Source organism: Nocardia aurantia, assembly GCF_009604425.1.
Lineage (GTDB): Bacteria > Actinomycetota > Actinomycetes > Mycobacteriales > Mycobacteriaceae > Nocardia > Nocardia aurantia.
Window position 1 is genome coordinate 174,406 of sequence record NZ_WEGI01000006.1, and the last position, 20,446, is coordinate 194,851.

Genomic DNA, 20,446 nt, shown 5'->3' on the forward strand with positions numbered 1-20,446 from the left:
ACTGGGCCAGGCCGGAACCAGCCGGGGTCTGCCGAGCCGGTGGTCGTCCCGGCTCCCCCGTGATCCCCCATTCGAGCGCGTCGAACGGCTCGCCGTCGAAATCGAGTGCGTCCAGTTGTGTCGTCATCGGAACTCCTCTCCACGCGTCGACGGTCGTCATCCGCGCTGCTCCCGCAGGCGCACGGCCTCGGCGAACTTCTCGGTCATCTCCGGCGTCGCGACCACGAAGAGATCCGTGAACCGTTGCAGTACACGGCCGTTCGGGTCACACGCGGTTACCGTCACCGTCACCGCTTTCCCGGTCGCGTCGGGCCGCAGGTCGTCGACCACGACCACGAAGGGACGGCTCGACGGCAGCGGGGCGAAGTACTCCACGCGGCCGATGGCCAGGGGCAGGCAACCCGAGTCCATGAACCACACCCCGAGCAGCGCGCCCGCCTGGATGACCACGTCGGCGAGCACCGGACTGTGCAGGGTCCCGGCGTAATTGCCCTCCCCGATCGGCGTGTCGGCCAGTGCGCATTCCACGACCAGGCGCCGATCCGACCGCTCCAGGATCCGGCGGACGCCCTGCAACAGCGGGCCGTGGAACAGGTGGGCGTCACGGTAGACGTCGAGCCCGTTCTCCGGTCCCTCGCCGATCGGGTAACCCGGCCACGCCGGCGTCATCGGCGCCGGCGCCGATGCCGGAGCGAGGACGAAGGTACCCGCGAAATGCGCCGGGGCGAAGGTCTTTCCGGGTTCGGTGCTGGTGATCCGGGCCTTCACCGTGAGCCGGTCGCCGGTCACCTCGCCCGGCTGTACCTCGAGCCGGCAGTCCCGCTCCCCCGGGCCGTCGTACACGATGCCCTTGAGCACCTCGAATCCGGAGCATTCGATAACGCGCAGACCGGGATTGGCCCGTTCCACCGCGTTGATCACCCACCCGAGTCCGGCAGCCGTCGGGAACACCGGGAACTGCCCGACCCGATGATCGAGGATCACCGGATCCGCCGCCAGCGACGCCAGGTCGCGATGGGTGGCGAACGCGCGGGTGGCGGCGGGCTGCGCGGCCACGGCGAGCGGAGCCGCCGGGCCGATCAGCACCGACACGTCATCTGCGCGGCCGGTCGTGAACTGCTCGGCGAACATCCGGGCTCCGGCGTCCATCCCCAGCAGCGCAACGCCTCTGGCGAGGAACACCTCCCGCAGTTCCGGCGTGACCATGCCGCCGTCCCACGCGCCCCAGTTGACCGCGGTGACGTGGCCGGCGAACCCGTGCTGCCGCCAGCTGATCGCCGCCCGGTTCAGCGCCTCGTTGGCGACCGCGTAGTCGGCCTGGCCCGGATTACCGAAAACGCCTGCCACCGAACCGAACACGATGACGTGCCGCAGCGCGGCGTCCGGGAGCGCGCCGACGACGTTGTGCAGCCCGTCCAGTTTGGTCGCGAGCACCGCCCGGATATCGGCGGTGGTTTTCGCGGGAAGCAGCGCGTCGGCTAGCGCACCGGCCCCGTGCACGATGCCGGTGACCCGCGCGGCATCCGCCGCGAGGGCCTGCCCGGTCGCTTCGGGATCGGTGATGTCGACCGCGAGGTAGCGAACCTTCGCCCCGGTCGCCGCGACCGCGGCCACGGTGGCCCGAATCTCACGCTGCGCCAGCTGGTTACGAGCCATCCGGTCGATCTGCTTGGGGGTCGGCTGCTCCCCCGCGGCCCGCACCGCCGCGATGGCGGCGGCCTTGAGGCCACCGTCCTCGACGCCCGCGGCCCATTCCGGCTCGTCCTCGAGATCGGTGCGCCCGAGCAGCAGGAACTCGCAGGCGCACCGGCTCGCCAGTTCACGGACGCACCACGCGGTCACACCGCGCGCGCCACCGGTGACGACGAGCACGTCGTCGGTGGTGACGGTGAGTTCCGCAGCGGCATCGAAGGTTTCCACCGGAAGCGGACGGACCGTCGAGCGGTTGCGATACGCGTCGATCGCGACCTCCCGGGCATCGACGGCCGCATCGTCCAGTTCGGCCAGCACGGTGTCGATCAGCGCGTCACCGGCCAGTTCCGGCGCGAGATCCAGTGCGCGGCAGAACAAGCCGGGCGTCTCCTGCGCGAGGGTCTTGACCAGTCCACCGACGCCGCCGACCAGTGCCACACCGGCCGGACGGTCACCGCGGTGGCCGAGCGCGCCGTCGATCCGGGTGAGGGTGACGAACGCCGCGCGGGTGCCGGCCTCCACCGTCTCGATGAGACGGTCGTGGACCAGCTTCGCGGTGAGGATGGTGTCGGCCAGCGCGCGTGCGCCCACCGGCCACTGCCCGTCGGCGGGCAGGACGGTCAGGCAGAGGTCGAGCCGCGCCGCGCTTTCCAGCGCCGTGCCGAGGGCCTCGGCCAGCGTGGCGCCGTCCCAGCTCGCGACTCCGGAATCCGGTTCGGCCGCAACGGTGGCCGTGTGCACGGTCCATCCGTTCCGGGTGAGCGCGTCGCCGAGCACACCCGCGGTCTCGTCGCCGTGGTCGACGATCAGCGCGACCCGGTCGGCGGCGTAGGGGTTGTCGGCGCGGTCGACTCCGGGGAGCCGGACCGACTCGATCCGCAACCGGACCGGCTCGGCATCCGCATCCGAGTCGCCGCTGTCGACTGCCCGGATCTGTTCGGGCTCAACACTTCCGGCGGAATCGCCGACCGCCGCGTCGCCCGCGACGAAGCCGACGATGTCGTTGAGCTTCCGCAACTCGGCGACCTGCTCCGGTCCGACCTCGGGCACGCCGTCGACACGCTCACCGAGCGCACCCATGATCTGCACCCGCTTGATCGAGTCGACACCGAGATCCGCTTCCAGATCCATCGACAGCGCAAGCATTTCCGGCGGATACCCGGTCTTCTCGGACACGACCTCGACCAGCACCGACCACACCGCATCCGCGCCGGCCGCACCCGCCGAGGACTCGGCCGGAGCACCGGCATCGCCCGCGCCCGCGACGAATCCCACGATGTCGTTCAGCGTCCGCAACTCGGCGACCTGCTCGGGACCGACCGCGGGCACGCTGTCGACGCGCTCACCGAGGGCACCCATGATCTGCACCCGCTTGATCGAGTCGACACCGAGATCCGCTTCCAGATCCATCGACAGCGCAAGCATCTCCGGCGGGTAACCGGTCTTCTCCGACACCACTTCGACCAGCACCGACCAGACGGCATCCGCATCGACTGCGGTCGATCCTGCCGACGGCGCGGCCGGGGCGCCGGTGACCGGTGCACCCGCGGCCGTGGCGACGAAGCCGACGATGTCGTTCAGCGTCCGCAATTCCGCGACCTGTTCGGGACCGACGGTCGGCACACCGTCGACACGCTCACCGAGCGCACCCATGATCTGCACCCGCTTGATCGAATCCACACCCAGATCCGCTTCCAGATCCATCGACAGCGCAAGCATCTCCGGCGGATAACCGGTCTTCTCGGAAACCACGTCCACCAGCACCGACCAGACGGCATCCGCATCGACTGCGGCCGATCCCGCCGACGGTGCGGCCTGGGCGCCCGCCGCAGCGGCGACGAATCCCACGATGTCGTTCAGCGTCCGCAGCTCCGAAACCTGCTCGGGACCGACGGTCGGCACACCGTCGACACGCTCACCGAGCGCACCCATGATCTGCACCCGCTTGATCGAGTCGACACCGAGATCCGCTTCCAGATCCATCGACAGCGCAAGCATTTCCGGCGGGTACCCGGTCTTCTCCGACACCACGTCCACGAGCACCGACCACACCGCATCGGTGTCCAGGGTCGCGGCGCCGTTCACCGGCGGCTGCGCGGCCGGAGCAACCCGCGCGACCGGCTCCGAGACCGGAAGCGGCTGCGCGGCTGAAGCAATCGGCGCGACCGGGTCCGGGACCGGAAGCGTCTGCGGGGCAGCAGCTTCCGTCCGATCGGCCGGTGCCCCGGTCGAGTTGCCGGCCGGGCTCTCGGACAGCGCCGTCGGCAGCGCGTGCGCGCCGTTTCCGTTGCCGTGTCCGTTGTTGTGGCCGTTGTTGTGGCCGTTTTCGTGTCCGTTCCCGTTCCCGTTGCCGGCAGGGAGACCGGTGTGAAAACCGTTCGTGCCGTGCGGCTGTGGGGCTGTCGGAACCGGCGGCGCGAAAGCCGGAGTGCCACCGCCGTATTCGAGCTCGGTCAGCGACGCGAGGATCTCGTTGACCCGAGTGTGCGTCTGCCCGATGGCCAGGCTCTGATCCTTGATGGCCTCGACGCTCGCCAATAGTCGATCGTCGGTGTCACCGGTCAGCTGCGCCTCCCGCAACACCGAGACCAATCCTTGCGCGACCTCGAGCTGCCCCTCGGTGTACCGGCTGTGGATGGCGAGGTGCTGCTGCGTGATCACGTCCAGCCCCGGACCCGCGTACACCGGTTCCGGCGCGCTGTTCGCGGGCTGGATGGCTGCCTCATACCGATCGGGCACGGTGACCGCCGACGGTACCGGCACGGCAACAGCGTGCCGGTCGACCACAGCGTCCGCGTGCCGACCCGGCACGGCGTCCGCGTACCCGCCGACCGCTGCGTTCGCATGACCGATAACCGCTGCGTCCGCATATCCGCCGGCCGCTGCGGCCGCGTACCCGTCGACCGCCGCATCCGCGTGACCGCCGACCGCCGCATCCGCGTACGCCGCATCCCCATGCGGGCCGGCCACCGCCACCGATTGCGGTACTGCCGCGGAAACCGTTGCGGCCGCCGACGTTTCGGCGAGCACCCGAGCCGCCTCCGCCGCCTCGGCAGCGGCGGACGAGACCGCCTCCAGCACCACCGGTGCGTCGATCGCCGTACGGTAGCGATTCCGGCGCGAGTCCGGCACGTAGTCGCGGCCGTTGAGCTGGACCACCATCCCCTCCGCGGCGATCTCGGCGAACGCCGGGGCGTCGTGCCGGTGCACATCGGCGATCGGCGCGCCGAGCACCGCCAGTTGCAGCGCGGCCTTCTTCAGCGCCACGTCGCTGTCGCCGGTCGGTCCCTGATCGGTGGCGATCGCGATCACGTCGGCGCCGAGGGTCCGGCGCACGAACTGGGTCAGCGTGCCCTTCGGCCCGAACTCGACGAAGACGTTGCACCCGTCCGCGTGCATCGCCTGCAGCCCGTGCACGAACTCGACGGACCGCAGCAGCTGTCCGGTCAGCGCGCTACGGTTCGCCGCTACGTCCGAACCGTATTCCGCGCCTTCGGAATTCGCGTAGACGCGCTGCCGGGGGGCCCGAATGTCGATGCCTTCCACGGCCGCCCGGAACGGCTCGACCGCGTGCGCGACGTAACCGGTGTGGAATGCCCCGGCCACCGGCAGCTCCCGCACGGTCAGCCCGCGCTCGCGGCAGTCCGCGACGAGCGCGCCGACGGCGTCGGTCCCGCCGCCGACCACCACCTGTTCCGGCGCATTGTGATTGCACACGCTCACGTCTGGGTGCGCGCCGAGGATCTCGGTCACCTGTTCGCGGGTGGCCTGCACCGCGGCCATCGTGCCGGGATCGGCATCCCGCGCGTCGACGGCCATCGCCTCGCCGCGCGCCCTGGCCAGGGTGAAGAAGTCTTCCGCCGCCAGCGAACCGGCCGCCCACAAAGCGGTCAGCTCGCCGAAGCTGTGGCCCATGAATCCGGCGCATTCCAGGCCGCGTTCGGCCAGGAATCGGTACTGGCCCACCGACAGTGCGCCGATCGCGGGCTGCGCGTACTCGGTGCGCCGCAGCATGTTCTCCTGCGCGTTGCGCACCTCCGGGTCGAACACCGGCGGCGGGAACACCACGGCCGCGGGCGGCCGGGCCGCGTCGGTGAAGACGGCGTTGGCCTCGTCGAAGGCGGTGGCGACGGTCGGGTTGTTCAGCACCGCGGCCAGGCCCATGTCCACGTACTGACTGCCCTGGCCGGCGAACAGCGCGCCCACCTTCAGATCCGGCAGCGCGTGGCGGCGGAAGAAGACACCCTTGGGGTGTGACCAGTCGTCGGCGTCGGCGACGCGGGCCAGTTCGGCGGCCGCCAGCTCGCGCAGCGTCACCGCCTCCCGCTCGTCCCGCGAGACGAATCCGACGCGGGCGTGCTCGGCCGGAATTCCGTTGTCCCCGTTGGGTTCCGCGCCGGAGCCCAGCAGTTCGGCCAGTTCGGCCGGGGTGGCGGCGTGCCACAGGTGCACGTGCGCGGTGCGGTGCATCGTCCGCAGGTGGTCGCGGCCGGGCGTGGTCTCCTCCAGCACCGCGTGGAAGTTGGTGCCGCCGAAGCCCATCGCCGACGCCGCGGCCCGGCGCTGCGGCCGCCGCGGGTCGCGAATCCACGGCCGGGTGCGCGTGTTGACGTACAGCGGCGAGGCGGCGTCGAGGGCGGCGTTCGGCTTGGTGACGTTGATCGTCGGCGGAAGTACCTTGTGGTGCAACGCGAGTGCGAGTTTCATCAGGCTCGCGGCGCCGGCGGCGCCCTTGGTGTGGCCGATCTGCGACTTCACGCTGCCGATGGCCGCGTAGCCGGTCTCGTCGGTCTCCGCGCGCAGCAACGCGTTCAGCGCGGTGAGCTCCGTCTGGTCGCCGACCCGGGTGCCGGTGGCGTGCGCCTCGAACAGCGCGATCGAGGCGGGCGAGCAGTCGGCGTCCGCGTAGGCGCGGCGCAGGGCGGCCTGCTGGCCCTCGGCGCGCGGTGCGTAGATGCTCTTGAACCGTCCGTCGCTGGAGGAGCCGATGCCGCGGATCACCGCGTACACGCGGTCACCGTCGCGTTCGGCGTCGGCCAGCCGCTTGAGTGCGAGCATGCCGATACCCTCGCCGACCAGCGTGCCGTCGGCACCGTCGTCGAGGGGCTTGATGTTTCCGGAGCGGGACAGCGCCCCGACCTTGCTGAAGCACATGTAGCCGAAGATCGAGTTCTCGGTGTCGCAGCCACCGGTGATCATCATGTCGGCCCGGCCGGAGACCAGTTCGCTGATGGCCATGTGCACCGCCGACAGCGAGCTCGCGCACGCGGCGTCGACCGTGCAGTTCATCCCGCCGAGGTCGAGACGATTGGCGACGCGGCCCGCGATCACGTTGCCCAGCAGGCCCGGGAAGGAATTCTCCTCCCAGTCCGGGAAGGCCGCGGCGTACCGGTCGGCGATCTGCTCGGCGTCGGCCGCGGTCAGCCCGCAGCTGCGGACGACCTCCTCGAGCACCGGGGTGGACAGCCGGGCCGCCAGCGGGTGCGACAACGTCGTCGGCCCGGCCACCCCCAGCACCACGCCGGTGCGTTCGGGCCGATACCACGGCGATCCGGTGGCGCCCGCGTCGGCGAGCACGTTGCGCGCGACGACCAGGCTCAGCAACTGCACGACCGTGGTGACCTCGAGCTGATTCGGCGGCAGCCCGAACTCGGTGACGCTGAACGGCACCTCCGGCACGAAACCGCCTCGCCGGCAATAGGTTTTGTCGGGCACGGTCGGGTCCGCGTCGTAGTACTCGTCGAGGTCCCAGCGCGACGGCGGAACGTCGGACATGCAGTCGGCCGCGTCGACGACGTTCTGCCAGAAATCCCGGAAGTTGCGCGCCATCGGGAACAGGCCGCTCATTCCGACGATCGCGATCGGATTGTCCGCTAGCCGCCACGCGTTCGCCGGCTCCTGCCGGTGCGGGCTCTGGTCGTTCATGTGCTACCTCTGTCTGGAGCTGCCGATCCGGGCATTGCGAAAATGTCTGCTCTGATCGCCGTTGATCAGCGAGGATGTTCTGATCTATCGGGGCTGTGCGACGCGCAGCGTGCGGACCTCGTCGATGAGATCCGCCAGCGCCGTGCCGATGAGCTGATGCCCGGCCGGGCTCGGATGCATCCCGTCCGGGCACCACATGACGGGATCCGCGCAGATCGGCGCGTTCACCAGGTCGAGGCATACGAGATCGAACTCGTCGACGAGGGTGTCGAGATAGGCGTTGGCCTCGGCGAACCGCGCCCGCAACACCGCTCGGAACGACTCTTCCAGGCCGGGTAGTTTGTCGGGGATGTTCGGCCAGTTCGTGGTGAACACCAGCCGTTCCGGGCCCACGAGGCTCGCGTAGATCTGCCGGAGGTTGCGCCGGAATCGCTCGGGGTCGTAATCGGTGACCAGATCGTTCCCGCCGACGATCACACCCATCAGCGGCGCGGGGTTGGCCAGCGCGACCGGTAATTGCCGCTTCACCACGTCCTGCGTTGTGGCGCCGAAGGATCCGAGATTCACCAGTGGGCCGGAGATACCGAGACTTTTCGTGATCTGCACCACGAACCCGGCGAAGGAGCCGTCGGCGCGCACAATGCCGCCGCGGCCCTCCGCACAACTGTCCCCGACGACTGTCAGACTGTTTTCCGACATCGGACTCCGCCGGCTACGCCGACGCTCCGGCGCCGAGGAGTTTCGCGATGCGCTCCGGCGCGAAGAACTCCTCGCCGGTCATTCCGCCACCGATCATCGCGAAGAAATCCTTGGCCGCGTCCGCGTTCGAACCGAGCGCCTGGAAAACCGCGAGCAATTGCGGCGTGAGTTCCAGCTTCGAGATCGACGTGGTGAATTCGAAACCGGAGTGCGACTTCTCGTCCCGGATCCGCTGGTACTCCGCCAGCGCCTCGTCCATCGGGCGTCCGGACAGGCCCTCGTGCACCCGATCGGCCAGCAGTTCCGCGTACTCGAACGCGTCGGAGATGCCCAGCCCGGTCAGCGGATCCTTGTGGTAGCCCGCGTCACCGACCAGGGCCCAGCCGTCGCCGTGGGACTGCCGGTAGTAGTTGTCCGGGTACCGCATCGGCTGGAATCGGCTCTCGCGCTTGCCGTGTGTGGTCAGCTCCTCGGCGAACTCGGGCACGATGTCCCGCGCGATGTTCACGAAGTTGCCCTCGACGTCGGCGCGGAAGTCCTGATAGGCGTCCAGCTTTCGCATCACGGCGACCAGCGTCAGGTCGTCGTGGGTGGGCCAGATGCCGATCTGCTGCTGATCACCGATGCGGCTGTGGAAGTCGGTCCGCAATCCGCTGTAATACGTGTAGTAGACGAAACATTCGGCCGGCACCCGGGTGTAGAACTCGGCCTCGACGGCGTTGGCGACGAACGAGTTGGTGCCGTCCGCGCCGATCACGATGCGGGCCCGCTCCTCCCGGATCTCGCCGCCGGCCTCCGAACCGCGGATGCCGGCCACCCGGCCGTCCTCGAAGATCAGCTCGTGCACGGTGTAGCCCTCGCGCACCTCGGCGCCGGCCGCGCGCGCACCCTCGACCAGGATGGGGTCGAGGACGGTGCGCCGGGGCGCGTAGGTGGCGTCGATCCCGCCGATGGCGTCGGCGAAGCCCGCGATCACGATGTCCTTGTAGGACACCGTCATATGCTTGATCGCCGGCGCGCCGGTGGCGACCAGCTTGTCCAGCAGGCCCCAGGCGGACAGCCGGGCCAGGCCGCGCTGCTGGATGTAGTGGGTCGAGACGGTGTCGCTGGGGAATGTCGCGCGGTCCACCACCAGAACCCGGTGACCCCGCCTCGCCAGCAGCATCCCGACCGGTGAACCCGCGCAGCGCGCGCCTACCACGATCGCGTCATACATCCGGGCGCCTCCTAGAAATCAATCACTCGAGCGGTCGATCGCTGTGAAAGTGCCGTGAGCCGGAAACCGTGATGACCGGCAACCACGCCGATAACGAGTATATTGACGCGACCACCCGGATCGACACCCGCAATTCTGAAATCCGATCGGACGACGATCACAGGCAATGGCAAAGTATTCCGAAAACGGTTGCGCGCCCGAATATCCGAGTTCAGCCGCCGTTCATCGCGGAGTACAACCGCCGTGCGGTAATCAATACATGCCGACAGAAAATGAACCGGCCTCGAAAATCGCCGCAGCACAGGCTCGGTTGGTGGAGATGGCCGGCGCGCAGATACCGGATTACGAACAGATACGCCGGACCGTCGACACCCTGGTGCCGTTCGTCAATCTGGCGGGGGTGCGCATGACGGAATTGGGCCCGGACTCGGCGGTCGCCGAGATACCGGCGGAGCCGGACAAGCTGAACCATCTGGGCACCGTGCACGCGGGCGCCCTGTTCCTCGCCGCCGAGGTCGCCTGCGCCGGTGCGTTCTCCGGCGCCATCGCGCCCCGGATCCTGCACCTGCGGACCTTCGTGCTGCGCGACACCCGGGCCACCTTCCTGCGCGCGGCGCACGGGCGGATCCGCGCCACCGGCACCGTCGCCTCCCCGGTCCTGGCCGACGTCGTCGCGCGCCGGACCGAGGACCAGTTCGATCTCACCGGAAAAGCGTTGCTGCGCGACGACTCCGGCGCGCTCGTCGCGAAGGTGGATTTGCAGTACTTCTGCCGGCTGGCCGCCGCATAGCGGGTCAGCTCCGATAGAGGGCTTCGACGACCGCGTCGAAGTCCTCCTCGATCGCCTTGCGGCGCAAGCGAAGTGACGCCGTCATATGCCCGCGCGCCACGGAGAAGTCGGCGGGCAGGATCGCGAACCGGCGGATCGACTCCGCGCGCGAGACAAGCAGATTCGCCGCGTCGACGGCCGTCGCGATCTCCGCGATCAGGCGCGGATCCTCGGCCGGCACGCCGCCGGTGAGATCGACGTCGTTGTCCGCGGCCCAGCGGCTCAGGATCATCGGATCCACGGTGATCAGAGCCGTGATGTACGAACGACCTTCGCCGACGACCATGCAGTTGCTGACCAGCGGGTGCAGGCGCACCCGGTCCTCCAGCGGCGCGGGCGCCACGTTCTTACCGCTGTTGGTGACGATGATCTCCTTGCGCCGGCCGGTGATGAAGAGGAATCCGTCCTCGTCGAGGCGGCCGAGATCCCCGGTCGCCAGCCAGTCGATGTCCGCGTGCCCGCCGTCGGGCCAGTACCCGGGAAAGACCTGCGCGCCGCGCACGAGGATCTCCCCGTCGTCGGCGATCGCGATCGTGGTGCCGGGCACCGGACGGCCGACCGAGTCCGGCCGGTTGGCCTTCGGCGCGCTCATGCTGACCGTCGAGGACGCCTCCGTGAGGCCGTACGCGCCGATGATTTCCACACCGAGTCCGGCGAAGAAATCCGCGGTCGACGGTTCCAGCGAGGCGCCGCCGGCGATCACGTATTCGAGCCGGCCGCCGAGCATTCCACGCAACCGGCGGAGGAAGTTCTCCTCGACCGCGCCGCCGGCCGTGCTCGCGGCGCCGTGCCGGTCGGCGCGGCCCGCGGCGATCACCGCCGCCTCCGCCACGTCGTAGTCCGCGCCGCCGATCACCTGCCGCGCGGCCTTGCGGATCTTCTCCAGCACGTACGGCACGCCGATCAGGAAGGTCGGCCGGAACGCCGGGAGCTGCGCGGGCAGCTCCGCGGGCGCGGCGACCAGCCCGGTGCGGACACCGGCCCAGACGCAACCGAACAGCGCGACCCGGCCGTACACGTGCGCGAGCGGCAGGAACATCAGCGTCGAGGCGGGATCGTCGGGGCTGCGCCGGAACACCGTGTGCAGCAACTCGACCACGTTGGCCGCGGCGGCGAAGATGTTGCGGTGGGTCAGCATGCAGCCCTTGGGCATTCCGGTGGTGCCGCTGGTGTACACGATGGTGGCGAGATCGTCCGCCCGCACCGCGAGCCGGCGCCGGGTGATCTCGTCCGCGCCGACCGCGCGGCCCGTCGCGGCGAGCTCGTCGAACGATTCGCCGAGCAGCCAGGACCGCCCGCGCACCGCCGGTCCCGCGACCTCCTCGATAAGGTCGCGCTGCTCGGCCGACTCCGTGAAACACGCGCGGGGGCGGGAATCGGCGACGATGTGGCGCACCTGTTCCGCCGAGGAGGTGGGGTAGACCGGGACCGTCACCGCGCCCAGGCTGAGCACGGCGAAGTCCGCCGCCGACCACTCGTAGCTCGTCGCACCGAGGATCAGCACGCGGTCGCCGGCGCCGATCCCCTCGGCCGCCAGCCCCCGCGCGAGACCGAGCACGAGCGCCGCGAACTCCCCGAAGCCGACATCCTGCCAGCCCTCGGCCGTCCGGCGACTGAATACGGCTGCGCCGGAACGGGTTTCGGCCGACTCGTACACCACGTTCGCCAGGCCGTCGGCGTCGGCCATCGTCACCAGCGGCGCGACATGGTATTCCTGCCGGGTCATCATGCTCCCTGGGTCAGCGGAACCGGAACGTAGGTCGAGCATCGGGCCGGCAGCCGGACACCGGCCGCGCGCAAGTGGCCCACCCGCGAGGCGAACGCGGTGCCGCGCATCATCTGCAGCGCGAGTTCGGCGACGTGCCGGTGGCCCGGAGCGGCGAGGTAGGTCCCCGCCACCCAGTCGTTGAAGGCGCCCATCGCGGGCCCGCACCAGATCTGGTAATCCGCCGCGCGCTCGGGCGTCGCGGCCATGCTCCAGCCCGAGGAGCGGCCGAGGTACCAGCGGAAGATCAGGGCCATCCGCCGTTTCGGGTTGCCGGTGGCCCGTTCGATCTGTTCCGGGTCCCGTTCACTGAAGTACCGCACGCAGTCGGCCCATACATCGTCGAACGAGCGCTGGAGGATCCGCTGCTCGATCTCCGCGCGCTCCGCCGCGGGGATCGCGTGGACGCCGTCGTAACGGCGGTAGGTGTCGTACAGCCGCCGGGCCCGGCTCGCGAACATGGTGCCGCGCTGCAGGACCTGGACGTCGACCCCGAGTTCGAACATGTCCGACGAGGGCGCCATCACGGTGTCGGCGACCCCGGCGGCGGCCAGCAGCCGCTTCGCCGCGTCGGACTGCGCGGCCTCCACGGAGGCGTGATTGATCGAGCCGGTGACCACGTAGGCGGCGCCCATCGTGAGCGCCGCGACCGCCGCGGCGGGCGTGCCGATGCCACCCGCGGCGCCGACCCGGACCTGCTGCGCGTAACCGCATTCCCGGCGCACCCGGTCGCGCAGCGCGAGCAGGGACGGCAGCAGCACCACCAGCGGCCGGCGGTCGGTGTGGCCGCCGGAATCGGCCTCACCGGTGATGTCGTCGGCCATCGGGATCGTGGCGGCCAGTTCGGCCTGCTCGGCGGTGATCTCACCCGATGCGCGCAGATCGCGGACCAGGCCGGCCGGTGCCGGCCGCAGGAACAGCTCGGCGACCTCGCCGCGGGAAACCTTGGCGATCACGCGATTACGCGCCACCACCCGGCCGCTCGGCTCCCGGTGCAGCCCGGCGAGCCGGTACCGCACGATCTGCGGCGTCAGATCCATGAACGCCGACGCCTCGACGCAGCGCACCTCGTGCCGCAGGCAGGCGTCCACGATGGACCGCTCGAGCGCGGGCTCGCTCGGGCTGTGGATCACGTTGCACGCGAACGGCGCACCCGGCGCCTCGCGCCGGATCGTCGCCAGCGCCTCGTCGATCCGGGCGGGCAGCACACCACCCGCGCCGAACGACGCCAGGAAGCCGGCCCGCGCCATCGCGACCACGAGCCGGGACGAGGCGATGCCGTTCGCCATGGCGCCGGCGTGATACGCGTACCGCACACCGTGGGCCTTGCGAAATTCGCTGTCCCCCAACGATTCCGGTCGCAGCGCGGGCACCGAGGCGAGTACCCGGAGGCCGCGCGCCGCCCCCGGATCCGTCGTCACCGCGACACCACGCTCGTCGCGCACCACGAACACCGGCCTGTCCAGCACGGACAGCGCCTGATAGATCGACTCGTCGTCCCTGGCCAGTACGGGCGATGCAATGGGGATGGTCACGTCACCAAGTCTTCGGCGAAATCGGGCGGGGTCAATACGGCGGATCGGTAAAACCATCGTCCGATTCGGTTGTGCGATGGCCGATCCGGGCGCACGCGCACACCGCGGCGCCGCACCCGCGAAGCGATTCGCGAGTGCGGTGCGCGTTCGGATGATCCGAAATCTATTGTGCCGACACCTGTGTCGGCATCGTGTCCGGGCGGGGCAGGCTGTCGAGCGGTTTGGCCGACTCGATGCAGCCGAGGAAGGAACGGACCAGTGGCCGGTTGTCGTCGGCGCGCCACACCGCGCACAGTTCGACGATGGGGACCGGATCGTGCAGCGCGACGGTGACGGTCTGCACGTAACCCGGGTTGGCCGAGGCGAATCCGGCGTGCAGCGAGGAGGTGAACCCCACCACCGGCTTCACCGAGACCATGATCCCCATGGCGTTGGGATCGTCGAGCAGGTGATCGACGCTCAGTTTGATGCCGCTGCGCTCCGCCGCGATGAACAGCGCGTCGTACATCGCGGGGCTCTGCTGGCGCTCGAACAGGATGCAGGACTGGGTGGCCAGCTCACTGAACGAGGTACGGGACCGGCGCGCCCAGCTGTGCCCGCGGCCGACGACCGCCACCAGCGGCACCTGCAGCAGCGGCCGGAACTGGAACGTGGCCGAGGCCGGGCGGCCGTACACCAGGGCGATGTCGAGCTCGCCGTCGGCCAGCGCGGTGAGCTGCGGGCCGGTGCGCTTGTCGACCAGGTTGACGTTGACGTTGGGTAGTATGGTGTTCATCCGGGCCAGTGCCGCGGGCAGAATCCGTTGTCCCGCAGGGAAGTTGTAGCCGATGCGGAGCACTCCGGCACGGCCGAGCGCTACTTCCCGCACCGCCGTCCGGGCTTCTTCGGTCTGGGTGATGATGGTCCGGGCATGCTCGCGCAGCACCTCGCCGGCCGGGGTGAGCCCGACCTGATGCGAGGTGCGATCCACGAGCCGGACGCCGAGGCTGCGTTCGAGGCGCTGAAGTTGCTGACTGAGTGAGGGTTGGGCCAGGTGCAGGCGTGCTGCCGCACGTCCGAAATGCAGTTCTTCCGCAACGGCGAGGAAGGATACCAAGAGTCGTAATTCCATCGTCAGGTCCCGTCCGTGAGGTGAGATCAGCCTATCCGCTCCGACTAACCGACGGTGAACCCAGTTCGCCATCCGATGGCGCGCAGGTATATATCTGACCAAGGGCACCGGTTGTTCATCGGCCGTGAACCGCCCTCGGACAATTACGATTTCGGGATTGTCGATTGATTCCGCGAATCGTGCCCGTTCAGACCGCCCGGGACGGCTCCGAGCACCGGAAACCGTTTCGGCCCAGTTCATTTGCAGTACACGGATGAATGTTCGACTGAGCCGGTCCGCTGTTACACCATATTTCGGGCGGCCCGCCCTGTCGAAGGTGAGTTCTGGCATGAGTCGTATCCAGTTGCACGGCGTGACCAAGCAATACGGCGATGTCACGGCGGTCGACGGAATCGATCTGGATATCACCGACGGAGAGTTCCTCGTCCTGCTCGGCCCGAGTGGGTGTGGCAAATCCACGCTGCTGCGCATGATCGCGGGCCTGGTCGAGCCGAGCGCGGGCCGGTTGCTCATCGACGATCGGGACGTCACCGACGTGCCGCCCGGCGAACGCGATCTGGCCATGGTGTTCCAGAGCTACGCCCTGTACCCGCATCTGTCGGTGGCCCGCAACATCGGCTTCCCGCTGCGCGCCCGGCGCCGGTCGCGCGCCGACATCCGGCAGCGGGTGACGGAGGTCGCGGGCGCCCTCGACCTCGGGCAGCTGCTCGACCGCAAGCCGCGCGAGCTGTCCGGCGGGCAGCGCCAGCGCGTGGCGCTCGGCCGCGCCCTGGTCCGTGACCCGGGGGCGTTCCTGATGGACGAGCCGCTGTCCAATCTGGATGCGCAGCTGCGCACCTCGACCCGCGCGAACCTCTCCGACCTGCATCGCCGGCTCGGCACCACCTTCGTCTACGTCACGCACGACCAGATCGAGGCGCTGACCATGGCCACCCGCGTCGCGGTGCTCAACCGCGGCCGGCTGGAACAGGTCGGGGCGCCCGCGGAGGTGTACGACCGGCCGGCCTCGGTATTCGTCGCGGGCTTCCTCGGCTCGCCGGCGATGAACCTGGTCGACGCCACGATCGAGACCGTCGACGGCCGGCTGCTGGTCCGCGCGCCCGGAATCGAACTGCCGCTGTGGCCCGGCGAAACCCCCGCGCGCGAGGTCGTTCTCGGCATCCGGCCGGAGAGCCTGGTCCGGGCCGACGCCGCGACCGCGCCGATCCGGGCCACCGTGGAACTGGTCGAGAACATGGGCCACGAGGAGGTCGCCCATCTGGATGCCGGCGGCACCCGCCTGGCGCTGCGCGGCCCCCGCCCGCTGAACCTGACCCCCGGCGCGAGCACCGGCCTCGCCGTCCCGCTCGCCGCCGTACATCTCTTCGACGCCACCACCGGCCGCCGGCTGGCCTGGCGGGACACCCCGCAACCGGCCGCCGTCGAGTCCGAATTCGAAACTGCCCCAGCCTAATTGGATCAACCCCGCGAAACAAGGAGTACCCGAGATGATCCGGCATTGGCCGGCCCGCGTCGCCGCGGCCGCCGTGACCCTGCTCAGCCTGACCGCCTGTAGTGTGGGCACGCCGTCGGGCGGCCCGAGCACGAGCACGGTCGCCACCGTCCCCGAACTCGCGCCCGACCAGAAGGTCTCGATCACCTTCGAGAGCTACAACCTGTCCACCGCAGGTCCCTGGACCGACACCTTCAACGAGCTGCTCGACAACTTCCGCAAGCAGCACCCGAACATCACCGTCACCGCCCAGAAGCCCGGCGGCGCATCGGCGAACGGCGTCAACAACTCCATGAGCAGCCTGCAGAGCGAGGTCGCCGCCGGCAACCCGCCGACGGTCGCCCAGGAGATCTTCGGCGACCTGGATTTCATGGTCGACAAGCTGCACGCGCACGCGCTCGACGACCTCGTCGGCCGGGATGCGGTGCAGGCCAACTTCGGTGGCGCTCATCCGTTCGCCGACACGGCGAAGCCGCTGGGCGACTGGCACGGCAAGACCTACGGCGTCCCGTTCGTGTTCTCCACCCCGGTGCTCTATTACAACGCCTCGATCTTCCGCGCGGCCGGGCTGGATCCCGCCAAGCCGCCGGCCACCTGGGATCAGGTGAAGACCGCCGCGCAGGCGATCAAGAGCCAGACCGGCAAGGACGGCGTCTACATCGACTGCCTCACCAAGGTTTCCGGTGACTGGTGCTATCAGGCGCTGGTCGCGTCGAACGGCGGCAGCGTGCTCTCGGGCGACGGCAGCAAGCTCACCTTCGCCGACGCCCCCGCCGTCGAGTCCGTCGCCATGGCGCGGGATCTGGTCGGTTCGGGCGTGATGCCGCAGCTGACCCAGACGCAGGCCTTCCCGCAGTTCGCCGCCGGCAACATCGGCATGTTCCTCGAAAGCAGTTCGCTGCAGGGCACGTTCGCCAAGGGTGCGGCCGACGGCCATTGGGATCTGGCCGCCGCGACCATGCCGCGGTTCGGCGCCAAGCCCACCGCGCCGACCAATTCCGGTGCGGCCCTGTTCGTCACCGCGAGCGACCCGGCACAGCAACGCGCCGGCTGGGAGCTGATCAAATATCTCACCAGCGACGAGGCGTACTCGATCATCGCCCGCAAGATCGGCTACCTGCCGCTGCGCACCGCCCTGGTGGACGATCCGAACGGGTCCCTGGCCCCCTGGGTCGCCCAGAATCCCCTGGTGCGGCCGAATCTGGATCAGCTGAAGCGCCTGCACCCCTGGCTCGCCTTCCCCGGTGACAACTACGTGCAGATCCGCAACGGCATGCTGGAGGCGGTGGAGAAGTCGGTGTTCCAGAACGCCGATCCGGCCGCGACCCTGACCGCGGCCCAGCAGCAGGCCCAGGCCCTGATGCCGGCCAAGTGACGGCCACCGGATTCTTCGTGGAAGTGCCTGCGACGCAGGCACTTCCGCACGAGGGCCGGGCGCTTTCGGTGCGCCCGGCCCGTTGGCGCCGGGTGCTGCGGGCCGCTCCGCCGTACCTGTATCTGCTGCCGGCCCTGGCGTGCGTGATCTTCTGGACCTATCGCCCGCTGGCGCAGACCGTGCAGCTGTCCTTCTATCACTGGGACATGTTGCCCACCAGTGCCGCCCGGCCCGCCGGGCTCGACAACTACCGCCGGCTGCTGACTTCACCGGCGCTGGGCCGGAGCCTCTGGCTCACAGTGGTTTTCATTCTCGGCATGGTGCCGTTCACGATCATCGTGCCGACCTTCGTCGGCCTGGTCACCCGGCGGCTGCGCGGCCGCACGGCCGCGCTGTACCGCGCGCTGGTGTTCGCCCCGATGCTGGTGCCGCCGGTGGCCGGCGCGGTGGTGTGGCAGTGGCTGCTCGATCCCCGCTACGGCGCGGTCGACCGGCTGCTGGGCATCGACCTGAACTGGTTGCAGCGAACCGGACCGGCCCAGCTGGCGATCATCGTGATCACCGGCTGGCACGTGCTCGGATTCGCCTGCCTCATCGTGACCGCCGGGATCGCCGGGATCAACGACGACTACACCGAGGCGGCCGCGCTCGACGGCGCGAGCCGCGGCCAGACCACCCGCTGGATCACGCTGCCCCTGCTGTCGCCGACGCTGTTGTTCCTGGCGCTGATGACGATCCTGCTGTCCGCGCAGTGGTCGTTCCCGGTGATCGACAACCTGACCCAGGGCGGGCCGAGCGGGGCCACCACGAACATCTACTACTTCCTCTGGGAGACCGCGTTCCAGGGCTTCGCGGCGGGCAGCGCGGCCGCCGCCGGCGTGCTGTTCTTCCTCGGCTTCGGTGTCCTGGCGCTGGTGCTGGTGCGCCTGTCCGACCGGTTCGGCGTGCACGACAACTGAATTCGAGAGATATCCGGAGGACGATCCGACATGACCGAAACCCGGCGGCCGCGACGGCAGTGGACCGGGCACGTGGTGCTCGGCCTGCTCGGCATCGCCTGCATCTTCCCCATCTACTGGATGTACGCCACCTCGTTCCGCCGCCCGGCCGACGTGGGCGACGCCTCGCTGTTCCCGTGGCCGCTGTCGATCCAGGGCTATCGGGACGCGGCGCACATCATCGACATCGGCGGCCTGCTGCTGAACACCTTCGCGGTGGCGGGCCTCACCGCCGCAGGCCAGCTGCTGACCAGCCTCTTCGCCGCATATGCGTTGACCCGCTGGCGTTTTCGCGGACAGCAGCTGGCCTATCTGCTGTTCGTCGGCACCTGGCTGGTCCCGTTCCAGGTGACGATGCTGCCCAACTACATCGTGATCGTGCAACTGGGCCTGCTGAACACGCTCGCCGGGGTGATCGTGCCGATGCTGTGCTCGGTGCTCGGGGTGATGATGCTGCGCCAGCATCTCCAGGCGTTCCCGCGGGAACTTCTGGAGGCGGCGACCATGGACGGCCGGTCCTCGTGGGCCACCCTGTGGACGGTCGTGGTGCCGAATCTGCGGGCCCCCTTGGCATCCCTGGCCATCCTGCTGTTCATCACCTCGTGGAACGAGTACTTCTGGCCGGCCATGGTGCTGCGGCAGAGTCGCTCGGTGATCCAGCTGGGCCTGGAGGGATTCTTCTCCCCGGAGGGCACCGACTGGTCCGCGCTGATGGCCGCGGCGGGCCTGGCCTGCCTGCCGGTGTTCGCGTTGTATCTGGTGTTGCAGCGGCAGATCGTCAGCGCGTTCGTCCGATCGGGTATCCGCTAGTCCCTCGGAAACGCCGATTGCCGCGGGCCCGACACCGCGGCAATCGGCGATCGATCAGCCCCGGACCGCCACGACCGGCTCGCCGGCCTGGAACACCGCGTTCGGCCGGGCCAGATGGATCGGACCCGGGAATTCCGCGGCGGCCTCGGCCAGCCGCGCCTTCAGCCAGATCTCGTCGGTGGTCGGGAAATGGGTCAGCAGCAGCTGTCCGGCCCCGCCCGCCTGGGCCGCGCGGGCGGCGTCCGCGGCGCACAGATGCCCGTGCGCACCGGGATCGGACACCTCGAGGGTCGCCTCCGACACGAACAGGCCGATGTTCTCCGCCAATCGCACCAGCGCGTCGGTGGGACCGGTGTCGCCGGTGTAGGCGAGCGATCCGCCCGGCGCGCAGACCCGGACGCCGCAATTGGGTTTGGCGTGCCGCAATTCCACGAATTCGATCGTGCTGACACCGACGGTCACGATGTCGTCGGGCCGATATTCGCGCACGTCGAACGCCGCGTCGAATACCCGGTCCAGCATCGGCAGCGTGGTCGTGGTCAGCAGGGACGACCAGCGTTCCAGCAGCGGGCCCGACCCGGCCGGCAGATACAGTGGCACGCGCGGCAATTCGTGCGGCCCCGGGCCGAAGAACGACGCGGCGCCCGGATATCCGGCCAGCGCGATCGGCGCAAGCAGCGACTTGCCCAGCGGCAGTAGGTCGTACACGTGATCGATGTGCAGATGACTGATCACGATCGCGTCGAGCTCCGCGGAGGTCAGAACGGCCGAGAGCGCGGTGGCGATTCCCGGCCCGCAATCCAGCAGGATACGACTGTCCCCGGTGTCCACCAGATAGCCGGAACTTGGCTGTCCTTCGGACGGCATGCCCGCCCGGCAGCCGAGCACGGTGATTTGCATCCTTGTCTCCGTTCCACGAATCCCCAGAATTCCCGGATCCGCCCGCCCGGGGCACGCGAATACGGGTCATGTCATCTTGAGTGATTTTCGATCGCAATG

General features: G+C 69.5%; 12 protein-coding genes. 5 read left to right on the forward strand and 7 right to left on the reverse strand.

Annotation, left to right across the window (positions count from 1 at the left end; all coding sequences use genetic code 11):
* Positions 1-156 precede the first annotated feature (156 nt).
* The 3 genes from NRB56_RS14915 to NRB56_RS14925 form a co-directional block, all read right to left on the reverse strand.
* The gene (locus NRB56_RS14915) at positions 157-7,617 is read right to left on the reverse strand and encodes a type I polyketide synthase (protein ID WP_153342520.1); all 7,461 of its coding nucleotides are present in this window, start codon (positions 7,615-7,617) and stop codon (positions 157-159) included.
* Positions 7,618-7,701: 84 nt separating this feature from the next.
* Positions 7,702-8,316, reverse strand: coding sequence for a GDSL-type esterase/lipase family protein (locus NRB56_RS14920; protein WP_153342522.1), 615 nt, complete (start codon positions 8,314-8,316; stop codon positions 7,702-7,704).
* A 13-nt stretch (positions 8,317-8,329) separates the two neighbouring features.
* The gene (locus NRB56_RS14925; protein WP_153342523.1) at positions 8,330-9,532 is read right to left on the reverse strand and encodes an NAD(P)/FAD-dependent oxidoreductase; all 1,203 of its coding nucleotides are present in this window, start codon (positions 9,530-9,532) and stop codon (positions 8,330-8,332) included.
* 259 nt (positions 9,533-9,791) lie between these two features.
* Here NRB56_RS14925 and NRB56_RS14930 point away from each other — a divergent pair, with 259 nt between their 5' ends.
* Positions 9,792-10,322 carry a PaaI family thioesterase gene (locus tag NRB56_RS14930; protein WP_153342525.1) on the forward strand — a complete coding sequence of 177 codons (531 nt, stop codon included), beginning with the start codon at positions 9,792-9,794 and terminating at the stop codon, positions 10,320-10,322.
* 4 nt (positions 10,323-10,326) lie between these two features.
* Here the strand turns inward: NRB56_RS14930 and NRB56_RS14935 are convergent, their stop codons facing one another.
* The 3 genes from NRB56_RS14935 to NRB56_RS14945 all read right to left on the reverse strand — a co-directional run bounded on the left by NRB56_RS14935 (position 10,327) and on the right by NRB56_RS14945 (position 14,772).
* The gene (locus tag NRB56_RS14935; protein ID WP_153343039.1) at positions 10,327-12,087 is read right to left on the reverse strand and encodes an AMP-dependent synthetase/ligase; all 1,761 of its coding nucleotides are present in this window, start codon (positions 12,085-12,087) and stop codon (positions 10,327-10,329) included.
* Positions 12,087-13,661: a PfaD family polyunsaturated fatty acid/polyketide biosynthesis protein gene (locus NRB56_RS14940; RefSeq protein WP_319943022.1), complete on the reverse strand. Its 1,575-nt coding sequence runs from the start codon at positions 13,659-13,661 to the stop codon at positions 12,087-12,089. The genes NRB56_RS14935 and NRB56_RS14940 overlap by 1 nt, the downstream gene beginning before the upstream one ends.
* Before the next feature lie 163 nt (positions 13,662-13,824).
* Positions 13,825-14,772, reverse strand: a complete 948-nt coding sequence (locus NRB56_RS14945; RefSeq protein WP_153342529.1) for a LysR family transcriptional regulator — start codon at positions 14,770-14,772, stop codon at positions 13,825-13,827.
* A 328-nt stretch (positions 14,773-15,100) separates the two neighbouring features.
* Between NRB56_RS14945 and NRB56_RS14950 the strand changes: the two genes are divergently transcribed.
* The 4 genes from NRB56_RS14950 to NRB56_RS14965 are packed head-to-tail and all read left to right on the forward strand — an operon-like array spanning position 15,101 to position 19,447.
* Positions 15,101-16,225 (forward strand): ABC transporter ATP-binding protein, encoded by a 1,125-nt coding sequence (locus NRB56_RS14950; RefSeq protein ID WP_153342532.1) that lies wholly within the window; start codon positions 15,101-15,103, stop codon positions 16,223-16,225.
* Positions 16,226-16,259: 34 nt separating this feature from the next.
* Complete coding sequence (locus tag NRB56_RS14955; protein ID WP_153342534.1) at positions 16,260-17,639, forward strand: ABC transporter substrate-binding protein; 1,380 nt, start codon at positions 16,260-16,262, stop codon at positions 17,637-17,639.
* Positions 17,640-17,656: 17 nt separating this feature from the next.
* Positions 17,657-18,598 (forward strand): carbohydrate ABC transporter permease, encoded by a 942-nt coding sequence (locus NRB56_RS14960; RefSeq protein WP_319943023.1) that lies wholly within the window; start codon positions 17,657-17,659, stop codon positions 18,596-18,598.
* A 30-nt stretch (positions 18,599-18,628) separates the two neighbouring features.
* Complete coding sequence (locus NRB56_RS14965; RefSeq protein ID WP_153342536.1) at positions 18,629-19,447, forward strand: carbohydrate ABC transporter permease; 819 nt, start codon at positions 18,629-18,631, stop codon at positions 19,445-19,447.
* A 54-nt stretch (positions 19,448-19,501) separates the two neighbouring features.
* Here the strand turns inward: NRB56_RS14965 and NRB56_RS14970 are convergent, their stop codons facing one another.
* Positions 19,502-20,347: an MBL fold metallo-hydrolase gene (locus NRB56_RS14970; protein WP_153342538.1), complete on the reverse strand. Its 846-nt coding sequence runs from the start codon at positions 20,345-20,347 to the stop codon at positions 19,502-19,504.
* Positions 20,348-20,446: the final 99 nt, after the last annotated feature.

Excerpts from the sequence above, each read along its gene's own strand:
- NRB56_RS14965 (WP_153342536.1), top strand. The coding sequence starts at position 18,629 with ATGACCGAAACCCGGCGGCCGCGACGGCAGTGGACCGGGCACGTGGTG.
- NRB56_RS14930 (WP_153342525.1), top strand. The coding sequence starts at position 9,792 with ATGCCGACAGAAAATGAACCGGCCTCGAAAATCGCCGCAGCACAGGCT.
- NRB56_RS14925 (WP_153342523.1), bottom strand. The coding sequence starts at position 9,532 with ATGTATGACGCGATCGTGGTAGGCGCGCGCTGCGCGGGTTCACCGGTC.
- NRB56_RS14945 (WP_153342529.1), bottom strand. The coding sequence starts at position 14,772 with ATGGAATTACGACTCTTGGTATCCTTCCTCGCCGTTGCGGAAGAACTG.
- NRB56_RS14935 (WP_153343039.1), bottom strand. The coding sequence starts at position 12,087 with ATGACCCGGCAGGAATACCATGTCGCGCCGCTGGTGACGATGGCCGAC.
- NRB56_RS14950 (WP_153342532.1), top strand. The coding sequence starts at position 15,101 with ATGAGTCGTATCCAGTTGCACGGCGTGACCAAGCAATACGGCGATGTC.
- NRB56_RS14920 (WP_153342522.1), bottom strand. The coding sequence starts at position 8,316 with ATGTCGGAAAACAGTCTGACAGTCGTCGGGGACAGTTGTGCGGAGGGC.
- NRB56_RS14970 (WP_153342538.1), bottom strand. The coding sequence starts at position 20,347 with ATGCAAATCACCGTGCTCGGCTGCCGGGCGGGCATGCCGTCCGAAGGA.
- NRB56_RS14955 (WP_153342534.1), top strand. The coding sequence starts at position 16,260 with ATGATCCGGCATTGGCCGGCCCGCGTCGCCGCGGCCGCCGTGACCCTG.
- NRB56_RS14915 (WP_153342520.1), bottom strand. The coding sequence starts at position 7,617 with ATGAACGACCAGAGCCCGCACCGGCAGGAGCCGGCGAACGCGTGGCGG.